Origin of the sequence: Mucilaginibacter flavidus (genome assembly GCF_024055575.1) — a bacterium.
Taxonomy (GTDB): domain Bacteria; phylum Bacteroidota; class Bacteroidia; order Sphingobacteriales; family Sphingobacteriaceae; genus Mucilaginibacter; species Mucilaginibacter flavidus.
The window spans coordinates 12,645-28,961 of sequence record NZ_JAMXOE010000025.1 but is presented as its reverse complement, the minus strand read 5'-3'; the positions used below and the strand labels follow the sequence as shown (position 1 = coordinate 28,961).

General features: G+C 44.3%; 16 protein-coding genes. 7 read left to right on the top strand and 9 right to left on the bottom strand.

The annotated features are described in order from the left end of the window. Positions 1-196: 196 nt before the first annotated feature. The 5 genes from NAF19_RS25345 to NAF19_RS30615 form a co-directional block, all read right to left on the bottom strand. Positions 197-1,306, bottom strand: a complete 1,110-nt coding sequence (locus tag NAF19_RS25345) for a hypothetical protein (protein WP_252793162.1) — start codon at positions 1,304-1,306, stop codon at positions 197-199. Between the two features lie 101 nt (positions 1,307-1,407). Further along, entirely contained in the window at positions 1,408-2,541 is a 1,134-nt protein-coding gene (locus NAF19_RS25340) for a hypothetical protein (protein WP_252793161.1), read from the bottom strand. Then, positions 2,541-3,176, bottom strand: coding sequence for an ABC transporter ATP-binding protein (locus NAF19_RS25335; protein WP_252793160.1), 636 nt, complete (start codon positions 3,174-3,176; stop codon positions 2,541-2,543). The genes NAF19_RS25340 and NAF19_RS25335 overlap by 1 nt, the downstream gene beginning before the upstream one ends. A gap of 191 nt (positions 3,177-3,367) precedes the next feature. Further along, on the bottom strand, positions 3,368-4,933 hold the full coding sequence (locus NAF19_RS25330; RefSeq protein ID WP_252793159.1) for a D-arabinono-1,4-lactone oxidase: 1,566 nt from the start codon (positions 4,931-4,933) through the stop codon (positions 3,368-3,370). Next, on the bottom strand, positions 4,900-5,034 hold the full coding sequence (locus NAF19_RS30615; protein WP_256484470.1) for a hypothetical protein: 135 nt from the start codon (positions 5,032-5,034) through the stop codon (positions 4,900-4,902). Before NAF19_RS30615 ends, NAF19_RS25330 begins: the two co-directional genes overlap by 34 nt. A gap of 434 nt (positions 5,035-5,468) precedes the next feature. On the opposite strand from NAF19_RS30615, the gene NAF19_RS25325 reads away from it, so the two are divergent. Further along, positions 5,469-6,392, top strand: coding sequence for an NADP-dependent oxidoreductase (locus tag NAF19_RS25325; RefSeq protein ID WP_252793158.1), 924 nt, complete (start codon positions 5,469-5,471; stop codon positions 6,390-6,392). A gap of 58 nt (positions 6,393-6,450) precedes the next feature. Here the strand turns inward: NAF19_RS25325 and NAF19_RS25320 are convergent, their stop codons facing one another. Then, positions 6,451-6,954 carry a hypothetical protein gene (locus NAF19_RS25320; RefSeq protein ID WP_252793157.1) on the bottom strand — a complete coding sequence of 168 codons (504 nt, stop codon included), beginning with the start codon at positions 6,952-6,954 and terminating at the stop codon, positions 6,451-6,453. A gap of 340 nt (positions 6,955-7,294) precedes the next feature. Here NAF19_RS25320 and NAF19_RS25315 point away from each other — a divergent pair, with 340 nt between their 5' ends. The 6 genes from NAF19_RS25315 (at position 7,295) to NAF19_RS25290 (ending at position 13,596) form a co-directional block, all read left to right on the top strand. Then, positions 7,295-8,080: a PASTA domain-containing protein gene (locus NAF19_RS25315; RefSeq protein ID WP_252793156.1), complete on the top strand. Its 786-nt coding sequence runs from the start codon at positions 7,295-7,297 to the stop codon at positions 8,078-8,080. After that, positions 8,064-8,375 (top strand): rhodanese-like domain-containing protein, encoded by a 312-nt coding sequence (locus NAF19_RS25310; RefSeq protein ID WP_252793155.1) that lies wholly within the window; start codon positions 8,064-8,066, stop codon positions 8,373-8,375. Before NAF19_RS25315 ends, NAF19_RS25310 begins: the two co-directional genes overlap by 17 nt. A gap of 1 nt (position 8,376) precedes the next feature. Next, positions 8,377-9,432, top strand: a complete 1,056-nt coding sequence (mltG, locus tag NAF19_RS25305) for an endolytic transglycosylase MltG (RefSeq protein ID WP_252793154.1) — start codon at positions 8,377-8,379, stop codon at positions 9,430-9,432. Further along, a complete protein-coding gene (locus NAF19_RS25300; RefSeq protein WP_252793153.1) occupies positions 9,432-9,839 on the top strand; it encodes an acyl-CoA thioesterase in 408 nt (135 codons plus the stop codon). The genes mltG and NAF19_RS25300 overlap by 1 nt, the downstream gene beginning before the upstream one ends. Positions 9,840-9,990: 151 nt before the next feature. Further along, entirely contained in the window at positions 9,991-10,959 is a 969-nt protein-coding gene (locus NAF19_RS25295; RefSeq protein WP_252793152.1) for a YihY/virulence factor BrkB family protein, read from the top strand. Between the two features lie 195 nt (positions 10,960-11,154). Then, positions 11,155-13,596, top strand: coding sequence for a TonB-dependent receptor (locus NAF19_RS25290; RefSeq protein ID WP_252793151.1), 2,442 nt, complete (start codon positions 11,155-11,157; stop codon positions 13,594-13,596). Between the two features lie 112 nt (positions 13,597-13,708). On the opposite strand, the gene NAF19_RS25285 is transcribed toward NAF19_RS25290, so the two are convergent. The 3 genes from NAF19_RS25285 to NAF19_RS25275 are packed head-to-tail and all read right to left on the bottom strand — an operon-like array spanning position 13,709 to position 16,308. Next, positions 13,709-14,563 carry a universal stress protein gene (locus tag NAF19_RS25285; protein ID WP_252793150.1) on the bottom strand — a complete coding sequence of 285 codons (855 nt, stop codon included), beginning with the start codon at positions 14,561-14,563 and terminating at the stop codon, positions 13,709-13,711. Between the two features lie 51 nt (positions 14,564-14,614). Then, positions 14,615-15,457, bottom strand: a complete 843-nt coding sequence (locus NAF19_RS25280; RefSeq protein WP_252793149.1) for a universal stress protein — start codon at positions 15,455-15,457, stop codon at positions 14,615-14,617. Between the two features lie 11 nt (positions 15,458-15,468). Further along, positions 15,469-16,308: a universal stress protein gene (locus NAF19_RS25275; RefSeq protein ID WP_252793148.1), complete on the bottom strand. Its 840-nt coding sequence runs from the start codon at positions 16,306-16,308 to the stop codon at positions 15,469-15,471. Positions 16,309-16,317: the final 9 nt, after the last annotated feature.

The following is a 16,317-nucleotide window of genomic DNA, read 5'->3' as shown; positions in this document are numbered from 1 at the left end:
ATCAGGCGTTAAATTTTCTACATTTATCGATATTGAAGTAACAGGTGTTCGAAAAACCTTCTCCTTTGCCGTTATTGTCACCAACAAAACCGATGAACATTATAAGCAGAATTAGCCCGCGGCTTTTTGCAAAGGGTAATATTTTGCACACCAAATCCTGTCGGTGACAACACCAACATGGGCGAAAGAGGTAGCTTTATTGCTCTGTCAACGTATTTTGTTCACGATAATAACATTTCCAAAATACTCCAAACGCCACCATCAAATTAACCACAGCAACCACCCAAATCAGCTTAAATAGTATCATCCAGAATATTGCTACAAACAAAAAGAATATCCACAGCATATACTTTTCCATATCCAGCCCGATATAGTATAACAGGCAATGAAACAGCATAGCGATACTGATACCAGCCAGTAACAACTCAACGGCAATCAGTGGGTTAAACCTGCTAAACAGCCAGATAGCTTCAGGCAGCATCAATATCAAATAAACCCCGGCGAAGCTGGCAAATAACTGCGCCCGGCTATAAGGCAGGCCACGGGTAAAACTCAGCCATTTTTCTTCGAAACAGCGTTCCTCGAATATCAGCTTTACATGGGCCACAACCACAGCCAGCAGGGCAATACCGGCCACACGGGTATCGTGCGCAACATCAGCAAACAACAGGAAGAACCCGGTTATCAATAGGTACGACAGGCCTTTGGTGATAAGCCAGGTAACCTTGTGCTGATCGAACACATTATAAATAAACAAGCTAAACCAGGGCTTGCGCCATTTGCTGCTGAGGGTTAACAGCCAGGTTTGGGTATTACCATCCACCAAATTATTAACTGTGCGGCGGTACAACATCGCGCCAAGAGTAGCCAGCAAAAACAGGTAAGCAATAATAGCCGCCGGAATTAGATAATAATGGTGCGCCACGCCCAATACCGCGGCAAACAGCCCGTAAACAGATATGGGCAACAGCAAAACCTGCTGCATATAAAACCAGCTTTTTAATTGTTTGCCGGGTGCAAACGCATTACTGCTGTAAAATAAAAACGCCTGGTTTACTGCCCCTATTTGCCCCACAACATAATGCCAGGTTTTAATACTATAAACAAGCCAGCACAAAAACACCACGCCCATCATCAGCGGACTACTTGCAAGCGTTAGCATTAAAGTTTTGTGGTAGTTCACTATCTGCCCCGGCTCAACCATGCCAAACAGCACAAAAAAGCCCACGGCCAAAATGCCCGCATGCGCCCGGTAAAAGCCCCGGGCAAATATTTTTAAAAGGATGGTGGTTAGTGGTGAGTTCATTAGTAAAGCGCATTTTGTCTGAAACATGATTCACTTGATTTTAGGATGTGAGGATGCCGCATGCAAATCAAAATCAAGAAAATCTTTTAATCAGTTGAATCTTAGTTCAGTTCCTCCCTATAATAATTCCCATAAAACAACAATAACGAAATCCCAAAACAAACCGGCACCAACGCCCAAACCCCGCCAAACAATATTGCCAGCGAAATTGCAAAAAACAGGGCCAGCAACCAGGGTAAATAAGTATTCATGGCCAGGCCAATGCGATATAATACGCAATGGAACAGCATTACAATCGCTATTAATAAAAAGAGCAAGCCGAAAGCTGTAAACAAGCCAAAGCCGGCAAAAAGCCATATACATTCCGGCAGCAGCAATAGCAAATAAGTAAGCGCATACTGTAAAAATAAGCGGCTTAAACTATACGGAAAATTGCGGGTAATCAGCAAATAAACCAGCCCAAACCGGTGTTGCTGGTATATCAGTACAGCATGCGCCATTACAACGCCAAGTATAGCAAATGCTGCAACCCTGTTGTCAGTCGTCACATCTGCAAACGAAAACATTACGCTGATGATGACCATGTAAGATAAAAGCTTCGACAATACAAAAGCCAGCTTCAGCTTATCGAATATTTGATAGATAAACAAGCTAAAGAACGGTTTGCCCCAACTTTGGCCGAGGTTAAGCAGTGTGCTTTGCCGTTTTTCGCTAATGAGGTTATTGATTTGCTTTAGGTAGATAAATGCGCTAACAACAACAAGCAACAGCGTGAATAAAATGATGATACCAACAGTTAAATAATGATGAAACACTAACCCGATTACCGACGCCAGCACCGCATAAAAAACAAAGGGCAGACTAATAATAAACTGCATATAAAACCAGCTCCTAAATTGCACCTTTCGGCTAGCCGATAAAACGCTGTAATACAAAAACTGGTGGTGCTCAACACGCAACTGGCCCGCTACATATTGCCAGCTTTTAACGGTGTAAATAAGCCAGCAGGCAAAAAACAACAGCATCATGGCCGGACTGTTTACAAAGTTGATGAGGATAAAAAACTGGTAATACAGCTCTTTACCGGGTGGCAGCAGCTTAACATCGCCAAGCGTGTTAATGAAAAAGCAATAGCTAACCAATATTACAAACATAAAAATGAGCAAGCCCGAGTTTACCTTGTAAAATCCCCTGGCGAACACTTTTACCAGTATGTTGCTCAACGGCCGTTGCATTAGCGGGTAAATTGCAGGGTTTGGGCATCAACCAATAACTCGCCGGCATCAAGGTGTTCATCAACATCCAGTGCCTGGTGCGAGGACAGCATAAAGCTTACGCCATTGTCGCGGTGTTGGTCGCGTATCCAGCTGTAAAGTATTTTTAACGATTCAGTGTCGATGGTAATCAGTGGCTCGTCAAGCAGTATCAGTTTGGGCTTGCCCAAAAACGCCAGTACCAGCGACAGTTTTTTCAGCATGCCGCTGCTATAGGTACCGATTGGGCGGTCGATATAGCTTTGCATTTTCATGCTGTTGATAAACTGCTGCTCCTGCCCTGCCGGCGCATCTTTGGCCGACGCAAACAGCTTTACCATTTCCATCCCGGTTAAAAACTCCGGGAACAGTGGCTCTGCCTCGGCAAAGTTCACCAGTCGGCGGTAGGCCACCGGTTGTTTTTTTATGCTGATGCCGCCATCCAAAACAATATCGCCATCAAACGCCAGGATGCCCGCAATTGATTTTAGCAGCGTGCTTTTACCTGAGCCGTTAATACCTTTTATCCAGTAAATACCCGGCTTAATGGCAAAGTCATCAATTGTTAACGCAGGAAAATTCCCATAAAATTTTTTGAATTTTATAAAATGCAGCATGCAGGAAGGTTTTCGGTTAGATGGTTGGGGTGATGAATTGTTACAGAAATAACTGCGCAAAAAAATGAAATTTTCAGGTCTTAAACAAAGAGAAGAACCTTATCCGAGTGCAAGGTTTACGACTTATCAATCGCATACCTGTCGCTCGTATAAGATTCTTCACTATCGTTCAGAATGACAAAGGGGTTAGGTTACGCTACGGGTATCCCCAATTTCCCTCTCCAGTAATCGTTTACAAAAACCTGGTTGGGGTCCATTTTGTCCCGCAGGGCCATCCAATCATTCCATTTTGAGTATTGCTCAGAAATGTAGGATACTCCGGATGTAGCGTTAACCGTGTCGGGGATGTATTTACCCCAGTGCGGGCGGTAGTTGAATGGCGCCAGTAAATCCCAGAATGCCTGGTAGAAATCTGCCGGGTTGCCTTTGTTGTGGCCAAACCAAAACACATCGATACGGATAACATCCTGCTGGTACGATGGGCTGAGCCAAAAATCATTTTGCCTGGCTGCATAAATTTCAGTGCTAAAGCTAAGGTCGATGGTAATGGGCTGGGCGTCGTACCAGGCTTTCAGCGCATCCATCACCTGCTCCGACTGGTTAATATCTATCCACAGTTCGGTAAACCAAACCGGCATCAGTTTATCGCTCATCTGGTTATCCATCGGCAGGCCGGTATACCAGCGGTCGGAGAACAGTTGTGGCCCTTTATTCCTGTTGGTGGCCTTATCAACAGTAACAAAAATATCCATTATGGTTGGGAATATTTTGGGTGCGTAATTAGCTTCCACAACGGCCTTAATAACTTGATACTCCAGCGGTTTATCCGCTAAAAGTTTTTGCAGCCAATCCGGCCACTGGCCTATGGCGGTGTATAAAATATCAGCCGCTATAGTGGCAGGAATGGGGCTGCCGAAAATATAAGGCACTTCTTCATAAGGTTTTAAACCATCAGCAGGAGGCGTTGGCGGCGGTGGTACGGTTGGCGGGGTATTCATCAAGTCAAACGCATGTTTCGCCCAGGCCTCCGCGCCGGCCTTGTCGGTACGTTTTGCCTGCCAGGTTACCATCCGCGCCAGGTCGGTGTCCGGCACGTTATTTTGCTGCGGCCACCACATTAAGCGGGTATATTCGGTTTCCTCCAAAAACGTTTGCATGTTGGGTAAGGTGGGCGAATTGCCGAAAAGATTAATTGTGGTGCATTTATCGGCATATTCAATAGTCTCCGAGCCTGCAATATAAAACTGCGGGATGCACCTGAAAGTAGCCGACACGATAACCCCGAGCAAGCCCATAGTTGCTACACCCACAGCAAAGAACGGGTCGTCAGGATTATTGTCGTCCGGCCGTGTAAAAGTTGTAATGGCAGCGCCCTGGCCTGCCTGGCAGGCAACCACATCAACACTTATCACCGCATCTTCAAACGAATACTGCGTTGAGCCACCTGATGAACCGGTTGACAAGAAGCCGCCAATGGTTTGATGGGTGATGCCGCCCAAATCGGGAAGCGCGAGCGGGGGAGTCATGTTATCCAATTGATAACATAAGGAATTTGCTACAGTAGAGATACCTGTAGGGTCGAACGGATCGACACCGAGATGGCAGCCTGCCTGCACTTTTACGGTGTTGGCATCAAGCATCTGGATGGCGTACATTTCGGACAGCATCACGTACTTGTAGGTTTTCCCTGTTACTGATTTTTTTTCGGTCTCAAGGTCGCCTATTAAAGGGATGAATGGCCTGAGCCGCGAAGGCAAATAATCTCGTTGTTGGCTACAGCATCGTTTACGAGTGTAATTACGTCGCCGTTGTTTTCGGGCAACCAATAGGTAGCCCCGTTTACAATTATTGTTTTCATTGCTATAAGATTTAAGTGAGGCTAATTTAACTATTAATTATTCAACATTGCGTAATAAATTGGTTATTAATGTAAGTTCGGGATAAGTTAAACGGTCGCCTCACCCCAAACCACTCTCCAAAGGAGAGGGGCCTCAAAAGCTTTCTTATTCGCGAGGGAAGCTCAAGTCCTCTCCTTTGGAGAGGATTTAGGTGAGGCGAGAGAGGATTTGTGAGTGTAGACCTGTTATATCGAACTCAGTTAATATCAAATATCCTCGATTTTAACCACGGCGATACACCGTCCGGCGCGGAGTGCGCTCAGAATAAATCCTGCACAAGCGTGCCAGTTTAATACATTGCTATGTAATAAATTTACTTTTTCTGCGCTCTCCGTGTGTTCTCTGTATCTCTGTGGTTAAATTTGCCATATACAAAACATTAAACAAGCTAACTATGAAAACAATCCAAATTGAAACATACAACGACTCGAGCGTACTACAGTTAAAGCAGGCCGATAAGCCGCAACCAGGCGACGGCGAAATTTTAATAAAAATAGCCGCCACCACGGTAAACCCTTTTGACATAAAGGTGCGCTCAGGCTCGATGCAGCAGGTGGTACCCGTTAATTTGCCCTGGATACCTGGCTCAGATGCAGCAGGAACAGTTGAAGCCGTCGGCAGCGGTGTCTCACGTTTAAAGGTGGGCGACAAAGTATTCGCATCCTCATTTGGCGGAACTTACGCGGAATATGTGGTTGTTAAAGAAGGCAGCGCAGCTTTAATACCCAAAAACGTAACACTTAACGAAGCTGCGGCCCTTATTATACCGTTGGTTACTTCCTACTCGTTTTTGGTAGAGGGCGGCGAACTGAAACAAGGCCAGCGAGTACTGATACATGGCGCTGCCGGGGCAGTTGGCGGTGTGATGGTACAGTTGGCAAAAGCATTGGGCGCTTATGTTATCGGCACAGCGTCGGGCCAGGGCCTCGAACTGGCAAAATCATTAGGCGCTGATGAGGTGATAGATTATAAAAACCAGGATTTTACCCAACTGGTAAAAGAAGTTGATTTAGTGATTGACCTTGCAGGCGGCGAGACACTCGCTAAATCATTCGCGGTAGTTAAAAAAGCAGGCAAATTATTAAGCGCCGTTATGCCGCCATCGCAGGAGCTGGCACAGCAGTACGGTATTACCGCTCAATTTATTTCATCCGCACCGTCACATAAAAAACTGGAGTTTGGCGCAAAGCTGGTGGAAGAAGGAAAAATTACAACCCAAATTGCCAAAACCTTTAAACTGGAAGATGCCGCCCAGGCACAAGATTTGGTTTCTGGTGGCGGGGTTAATGGGAAAGTGGTTATTGAAGTGGGGAGTTAGAAAATATCTGCCGCTCTTGTTGCCTAAGGGTCGACAAGAGCGGCGGATAACATAAGAACTACTTACTGATTTTAGTAAACACCATATGTCCCTCGGTAATTGATTTTGAAGTACCGCCGGTGTACGGGTACTGTTTGGCTACAAAGCTAAAATCGCCTTCAACCTTATTGCCTACTGTATCGCAGGTGGTAACATTTATCGACCCGGATTGCGAATCGAAACTTAAAACCGGCGATTCCATATAGGTTAAAAATGCACCGGTGCCAAGGGCTGTGCCTGCTGTTTTGTTGCCTGTTGTTGGCGCGAAATGAAACTCCAGTATTTCTACTCCGCCTTTATAAGCGTATACATCCATCATTCGGCCTACAGCAGCAACGCTGTATAATGTGGCATTTGCAGAGTCGACTGTTATGGCTGCGCCGCCGTCGAGCTTAAACGTAAATTTGCCGGTTGTTTTTGCCGGGGTTGGTGTTTTACTATCTTTTTTGCAGGCTGCAATTGTAAGCGAAATAAACAGGCATGCGCCTATTATTTTAAAAAATGAAGCAGGGATTGTTTTCATGATTGAGTTTTGCGCAGTGCTTTTAATTATTAAACTGCATAGCAAACCACGGGATAAATTTCAACTACCGAAATACCATCAAAATGGCATATTTTAATCAGTGCCAGTCGCAGCGTAGTTTTGCCGGCAGGCGATAACAAAGCAATAAACGGCAATAAATTAAGTTTTATACCGAATGGAAATTAATAGGGATTTACAATTTAAATGCATGTTAAAACCTGTAGAGGAAGCAGGAAATTTAAAAAGGCGGTCTTTCCAAAATCCGAAATCGAAAATCCGAAATCCGAAATTTTTCCCTTATGTTTGACTGTATTTTTTCTACACATCCCTAATAAAACAAATGAGTAAATTTTGGGCATATCTAAAATCCAGGCAATTCCGCGTTAATGTGCTGTTGGCCGTTGGCGTGGTTGTGGTGGTGTTTATGGCAATCATCTTCGGCTTAAGCATTTACACCCGCCATGGTACAGGCGTACCGGTTCCGCAGTTAAAGGGCCTGCAAGCCGACAAGGCCATCAGCATATTAAAAGACCAGGGATTTGATGTTAAGATAGATTCGGTTTACGTGCTCGACAAAACACCCGGCTCGGTTATAGAGCAGGATCCCGACCCTGGTACCAACGTAAAAGAAAACCGCACCATTTATTTAACCGTGGTTACGCAGCTAGCGCCCCCCATCAAAATGCCCGATTTAGAGCCCTATACCTACCGCGAAGCTATTGCTACGCTGGCAAACTACGGGCTTAAGGTTGGCGATACTACCTACAGGTCGGATATAGCGCGCGACCGGATACTCGAAATGCGTTTCGGCGGTCAGCCCATAAAGGCAGGCACCCAAATACCCAAAGGCTCACGAATAGACCTTGTACTGGGCAATGGTGAAGGCGCCAGCGAGGTTGATATCCCCGATTTGGTGAACCAGGATCTTGACGCTGCTAAATTTGTGATAAAAAACGGCGGCCTTACCGTGGGTACTATCACCTACCAGGGCGCTATTACCGATTCTACCAGTTTAGTGGTTGTGGCGCAATCGCCTATGAAAACAGATTCGGCAAGCAAAACCAGCAACGGTACCAGGATAAATCTTACAGTATCGCAGGGTAAAAAAGATGCCATCAATCAATAGCCTGGAATTGCACAACCGCATGCAAAGCGGAGAGACGTTAAACCTGCTTGATGTTAGGGAGGAAATTGAATACCATACTTACAACATCGGCGGTAAAAACATTCCCATTTCAAAGGTTAATGAAAACATAAACCAACTGGGGTATAACAAAACAGACGAAATTATTGTTATTTGCAAGGCAGGCCTGCGCAGCGAGACAGCAACTGACCTGTTAACGCGAAATGGTTATCTGCAAGTACGCAACTTAACCGGAGGGTTAATGGCCCTCCAAAAATTAAAACAACAAACACATTAAAATGACTAATAAAAAAGCATCATCGGGCCATACTTTCAGAAAGTTTGTGGTAGTTATGGTGATAATTTTAATAATAGCAGTGGGCTTTACCGGTCTTAATTATTACTTAAAATACTATACCCCTAACGTTACCGATAAACAGGAATACCTTTACATACATACTGGCGCCGATTTTAACACGGTGTATAAAACCATAAAGGACCAGGGCATAGTGAAGGATACGGCATCGTTTTACAAAGCAGCCGAAAATATGAACTATGTGAGCCGGGTTAAGGCCGGCCGCTATCACCTTAAAAGTGGTATGAGCAACCGCCGGCTGATAAATATGCTGGCTTCGGGCACACAGGAGCCGGTTAACTTCTCGTTCCATAATTTAAGGCTGAAGGAAGAATTTGCGGGCTTTGTAGGCAAACATCTTGAACCCGATTCGGTATCGATGTTACGCCTGCTCGATTCCGCAAGCTACCTGCAACAATACGGATTAACACCCGACAATGTATATGTGGTGTTTATGCCGAATACTTATCAACTATACTGGAACACCACGCCCGATAAGTTTTTTAAGCGGATGTATGCCAATTACGAAAAGTATTGGACACCCGAGCGCAAGCAAAAAGCTGCAGCCATTAATTTGACACCGGTTGAGGTATCTGTACTGGCATCAATTGTTGATGCTGAAGCCTTGCACGACGATGAAATGCCTGCTATTGCCGGCTTGTATTTAAACCGCCTTAAAAAAGGCATGAAACTGGAGGCCGACCCGACCGTTATTTTTGCCGAGCACGACTTTACCATTAAAAGGGTTTTGAACAGATACCTGTCCATAAACTCGCCCTATAATACTTATTTACACACTGGTTTGCCCCCCGGTCCTATCATGATGCCATCGGTAAATGCAGTTGATGCAGTGTTGAATTACCAGCATAACGAATACATCTACATGTGTGCAAAGGCCGATTTTTCGGGCAACCATGCGTTTGCAACCAACATGGCCGACCATCTGGTAAATGCCCACGCATTCCAAAAGGCGCTTAACGATAGAAACATCAGGAAGTAATGTTTGAGCATTCTACTAAAATACGGGTGCGGTATGGCGAAACCGACCAGATGGGCTACATGTATTACGGCAACTATGCCCAATTTTACGAGGTTGGTCGCGTAGAAATGCTGCGCAGCATGGGGCTAACCTACAGTGGTATGGAAGCATCGGGTGTTATGATGCCGGTTGTTGAGCTCAGCTGCAAATACCTGAAGCCTGCCCTTTACGATGAGGAAATTACCGTAAAGGTGATTATGAAAGAGATGCCGCGCATCCGCATCCATTTTAACTATGAGCTTTATAACGAAAAACAGGAACTGATAAATACCGGCGAAACCCTGCTGGTGTTCATCAATATGACCACCAATAGGCCATGCCTTGCCCCGGAGGATTTCAGAAATAAATTAAAAGCTTTTTTTGAGTAAGTTTACCCGTAAATGATTTGTGGTTCGCCTCACCCTGCCCTCTCCAAAGAAGAAGGTTATGAAAAGGCTGCAGGTCAAGTCCTCTCCTTTGGAGAGGATTTAGGTGAGGCTACCAAAAACATTGTGGGGCAAATTTGAAAAGCATCAATAAATGAAGTGGGCACATCGTATATTACTGCGGTTCGGGTTTTACAAAAGGTTCATCAAGTGGTCAAAGGGTTATGTCTTACCCGGTTTCCACCCCCTGCCTTTGTATGACGTAGCCGCATTTTTTTCCCACGAAATACAGCAGCGTACGCTGCTTAACAAGGCGTCGGCACTTGCATTTAACTTTATGCTGGCGTTTTTCCCTGCCACTATATTTTTGTTTACGCTTATCCCCTACATCCCCATAAAAAACTTCCAGACCGAGTTGTTGACGGTTTTAGCGACGGTTTTACCCTACAATGCCTACATGGCTTTCCAGGCCACCATTAACGATATTGTGCGAATACATAATGGCAGTTTGTTATCCATCGGCTTTGTTTCAGCCCTGTATTTTGCCACCAACGGCATCGTAAATTTAATGCAGGCCTTTAACCGTTCGTCGCTTATTATCGAAAAGCGGACTTGGCTAAAACGGCGGACTATAGCCTTATCGCTAACTGTGGTAATAAGTGTGGCGTTATTGGTCGCAATTACTTTATTAACCGGTGGTGAAGCATTGATAGCCCTCTTAAAGAAGCACATTGGAGCTGGAAGTGTCTTTTGGATATACCTGCTTAAGCTGTCGCGATGGGTAATTGTGGTATCAATATTTTTTGTAACAATATCCCTACTTTACCGCTACGGGCCCGCGAATAGACAGAAATGGAAATTTTTAAGCACCGGCTCCATTATGGCTACCATACTGGCGATATTGACATCGCTGGGGTTTGCATACTATATCAACAACTTTTCATCTTACAATAAAGTATACGGCTCCTTAGGGGGGCTCATCATATTGATGCTCTGGCTGTATTTAAACTCCCTTATACTGCTGATAGGCTTTGAACTGAATGCCAGCATCGAATATTCCAAACGGAACATTACGGAAGTAAAACCGATGTTTAATACGTTCAGGAAACGGCCGGTGGAATAGCATCTCATTAATACTTTCTTTTACCCGATGTAGGCACTGGTCTGCATATCCAATCCAATTTACTCTTCGAAATAACTACAGATCAAGCCGATAAGCTTGTATCTCTATTGTTATTTAAACTAATTCTAAATAATATTTGCCATTCCAAATTGTGCTTATATCTTTGCGTTTAATTAGACTTAATATAAATAACGAATGAAAACACTATATCTCCTATCTATCCGCCTTACTTTCTTACTCTTAATATGCTGCAACATTGTTAAAGCTGATGACGACCTGGCAACCGGGAAAATATCCGGCACCGTAAAAACTTCTGACGGGCAGCCGGCAGCATTTGTAACGGTATCTGTTAAAGAGCAAAACCGGTCGACCAGTACATCAGATGATGGCAGTTTCGTGATCAGTAATATTAAACCTGGTAATTATACCCTGGTGGTTTCATTTATCGGCACCCAAAGCCAGGAAAAGCCGGTTACTGTGATAGCCGCTAAAACCGTAACGGTAAATTTTGCATTGACCGAAACCTATTCAAAACTAAACGAGGTCGTTATCAGCGCAAATAGGGTCCCCAAACCTGTATCACTGGATAAAGCAAACATACGTGCACTTGATTTACCACAAAGTACCGGAACCGTAAACAGCCGTGTTATTGAAGACCAGCAAATTAACCGGTTGGGCGATGCGGTAAAAAACGTTGCCGGCGTATCATTAACCCAAACACGGGGTGGCGTTGGCGAAACATTTTCGGCGCGTGGCTACAGCATCGGCATAACCGGTGCATCGGGCAGTATTTTTAAGGACGGTGTATTAACAAACACTGCAGGCTTTCCTGAAGCAAGTACGCTGCAATCAGTAGAGATATTAAAAGGGAGCGCTGCATTGCAATATGGAAACGTATCGGGCGGGCTGATAATTAATATGGTTACCAAAAAGCCACAATTTGACGCCGGTGGCGAAGTATCTATTCGCTATGGCAGCTACAACATGTTTAAGCCAAGTGTGGATGTGTATGGTCCGTTGAGTCAAAATATAGCTTTCAGACTGATAGGGGTTTATGAAAACGATGGCAGCTATCGTAACCATGTATACACCGAACGAAAATATGTAAACCCTTCCCTACTGTTTAACCTTGACAAAAAAACAACATTGCTAATCTCCGGCGACTATCTGCGCGAAAGCCTGACACCTGATTTTGGCATAGGTTCACTAAATAACGGACAGGCTATTCCTACTATGGTCCCCCGTTCGCAATATATCAATACTTCGTGGGCCTACAGCCACATGAACCAGTTTTCGGGCATGGCAACCCTTAATCACCAGTTTAATGATAACTGGCACTTAAATGCCATCATATCGGCACAGGGTACCGACATTAACTCGTACCAGGCAAGTTTACCCAACACGGTAAGCGCAACCGGCGAATGGAACCGCGGGCTGGCCAGGGCAAAAACCACTGAGAACGATTATACCGGCCAGGTAAACTTAACCGGTAAATTTAAAACCGGATCAATTGCGCATCAAATTTTGGTTGGAACAGATGTTACCAAGGTTTTAAATATCACCAACGGCTTCAGCATCGATGGCAAAAATATCAGTACCTATGCTTATGATAAGATAAACACCATCGACCTGGGTAAATATGTGCAGCGCACCGATATTCCAAACGCAGTAGATACCGCACGCATTAAAGCCCCTGTGTACCGTGTAGGAACCTACGTGCAGGATTTGGTAAGTTTTACTGATAAAATTAAGATCCTTGCCGGCATACGATGGTCGTGGCAGCAAACTTACCAAACCGATATTCGGTACCTGCAAAGACAAACTTCAGGAAACGGCGTAGCCATAACCCGCTACGACCGTGCGTTCTCGCCAAAAGTGGCGTTCATATACCAACCGGTTAGCACAAGCTCAATATATGTAAGCTACAGCAACAACTTTATTGTGAACAGCGGAACCGATGTTAACACAGGCCAAGGTCTTAAGCCATCACTGGTTAACCAATACGAGGCTGGCGTAAAAAATGAATTGTTTAATGGCAAAATCATTGCTAATGTGAGCGTATACCGCATCATTAACAGTAACCTGGCCGTGGTTGCCCCTTTTAAAGCTGACGGATCGGTTAACAGCGACAATACGGTAAAACAGCTAAACGGAGAAACCACCAGCGATGGTTTTGATATCGACGTAACAGGCCATCTTTCAAAGAATTTTTACTTTATTACGGGTTATTCGTATAACAATGCCCGCTATACCAAAACAACAGGCTTGAAAGGCTCGCCTATTTTAGGCGAAAGGCTGGTTATTAGCCCGGTAAGTACCGCCAACGCCACCTTGTTTTACACGTTTACCAATCCAACCTTAAAAGGGTTTAAAGTTGGCGCAACAGCTTTTTACACCGGCAACCGTATGGCAGGCTACAACAATACCGTTGGACAGGTACAAGCTTACAGCAGGCTGGTTCCAGTTGGTGGCTTTACCACGCTGGACGTTTCAGCAGGGTACACTTATAAAAAGATATCGTTGCTGGCGAGCGTAACCAACGTTACCAATACTTTAAATTACCTGATACACGATAATTACAGCATTACGCCAATCGCCCCGCGACAGCTTTTAACAACATTGGCTTATAAGTTTTAAACCGGCCCGCTAACGGTCTATATAATAAATACAAAACCCCGGCTTAACGGCCGGGGCTTTTACAAAAAGTGAGTAATAATTTATTTGATGATCTTTTAGTCGAATTTCATTATTACATTTCGGAAGGTATAACCAATAAAGGTATATTACTAACCGCAACCACCGCTGCAGTTGCGGATTTGCTAAAAATATTTGCAAAGACACCATGCTGATGATGAACAAGCGCCAGCATATCCGAATCGTTTTCCGCACACAGTCTGTTTAGTCTTTTCACAACGTCCTTTCCCCATATTTGCTTGTAAGTTATATCGGCTTGTTTTATGGCGTTAATATGGGCCTGAATTGCTTTTTCCTTTACCGGGTCGTCCTTTCCCTCAAAAACTGAAACGTGAACAACCTCCAGTTCGAAATTTAATTTTTGCCCAATGTTACCCAGGTAGTTAATAGCATTAATGGCCGACAATTCAAATGTTGTAGCCAGTGTCACTTTTTTCAGATGACGCATCTCTGCCTTTGGCGGGATGATCAGCACAGGACAAGTTGCATGATCAAGTACGTCCATAGTATCGCTGCCAAAAATCAGGTGGTCAATTGTGCTATCTGTACTATTGCCAATTACAACCATCTCTACATCATTTTCCGGGATAACAGCCGCTATATTTTTGCCAAGTGCCCCTTCGCCACATAAGGAGCGTATTTGCGGATTAAAGTCGTCTCCGGCTGATTCGGCTATAACTTGCGTTAATTGAATAGTAAGTTCACATAGTTGAGCCTCACTTTTGCTTTTACTTAAAACAAAAGCTTCGGCAACCCAAGCGCCGCCGGAATAATCCGGAAGAATTGGATGGTCATAATAAGTGTTATACAGCAAAATATCGGCACTTAAAATTTTGGCATGCCTGGCAATAGTTTTAGCAGCGTGGCTAGCATTTTCCGAAAAGTCGGTTAGCACCAGGATCGTTTTCATACAAGCGTTTTTTAAATTATAAAACTGATAATTTGCCAGCGTGACCTGGTTTTATTTATTACTTTCCGTTTTACTGAATGTAAGCAACGGAACCTTGCTGTAAAATGAGTAAACTTTAGCGTTAGATGGCAACAGCAACTTATCTAATAACCGCTTCGATTGGTGTGTAAATAGTGCCAGCAATGATGGTTTATTGGCTTTAACAGCTGCATCAAGGTCTTCCAGTAAAGTATGTGTGATGTTTCTTTCTCTTTCGATGATGTTGACGTGATAATTTAATTTCTTCTCTACAAAATCTGTTATGATTTGTTCCGTGGGTTGAAATTCGTGCGGATATGCAATGTGGATCATATCGATATCCGCACCGATAGGCCGCGCAAATGCGACTACTTTTTCCAGTTCTCTTTCATAATCCATCATATCCGTTGCATACAGAATATGCTTTAACTCCAATAAATGATAAAAGCTCGGAACAGCCAGTACCGGTACCGCGGAATGACTAATTAGTTTACTGGTATGCGTTCCAAATAACTTCTTTAACCTGCCGGCGCCGCGGGTACTGATGCAGATATAGGCGCAATCGTGCTTATCGGCATATTCCATAATCCCGTCGACTACATCAATATTGCTGTGCAGCACCATTTGGCATGGCACGCCCGGCCCCGCAGTGCCGAATAGCTCCGCGGTAAATGCTGTTAATTTACGCATGGTTCTATTTTTAAAGCGCTGCCAGTATTCGTTGTACTCTTCGTCAGTCCATTTAAAAGGCCTTGTTAAATGGTACACATGTAAAATAATAAGCTCAGCCTTTCTTGATTTTGCCATGGTAATGGCAAATTGGATCGCAGATTTAGATTTGGCAGACAGATCGGTGGTGACTAATATTTTTTCCATGATTAAGGCCTCTATTTTTGATGTGCAATAAACAATGGCCTGCCTGTATTTTTCAATAGCAGGTCGGCCATGCTGGTTTTAAACCAGCGCGACACATTCCCACGCTGATAAGCGCCAAGAACTACCAGGACATTTTGGGGGATATTTTTAAGATAGTCTAAAATTTCCCCTTCCGGGTCGCCCTGTAATAAGGTATAAACCGCCTTCGGATAATGGCATTTGATAAATTCGCTTACAAGGTTCTCGTCAGGCAGTTGCCTGGCTTCTTTTGGGTCGGTAACCGAGATTATTTCTGTTTCCTTGTTACACATCCACGGTAACATATAGTTAAACATTTTGATTGCATGCACAGACGAGGGTTTTCCATCGTAGAGCAAAACAACTTTTTCAATTTCGTGGTACTGCCGGGGGACGATTAGTACAGGACTTTGCGTTTCGGCTAAAAAATTCCGGATGAAATCGGTAGGAGCTTTCTCGTTATAATGGCTCATGTTCTCATCCGCCCCTATCAAAACAAGGTCGCTGTAAATACTTTCCTTAAGTAATTCCTGCAAGGCAAAGTTTTTATCGTGGTGAATTGCATAAGGAATTCCGGCTTTTTTGCAGGCGGACTCAAAAACTACCGATGAGATGCGTCTTGTCTCTTCGTCGTTCTCCCGCAGGCGTTTCATTTTTGCCTCAGATACGCCCTGGCTTCCCACCACGTCATAGATGCCATAACTATGGTACAGAAATGATTCCAGGAATACACCTGATAATAGCGCTTTACTATTTTCGGCAAGTTTAATTGCGTAGTTCAGCGTCCCTTCGGAGAATTTCAGACCGTCAAAAGCGGCACTTATTTTTTTCATAGTTCACAG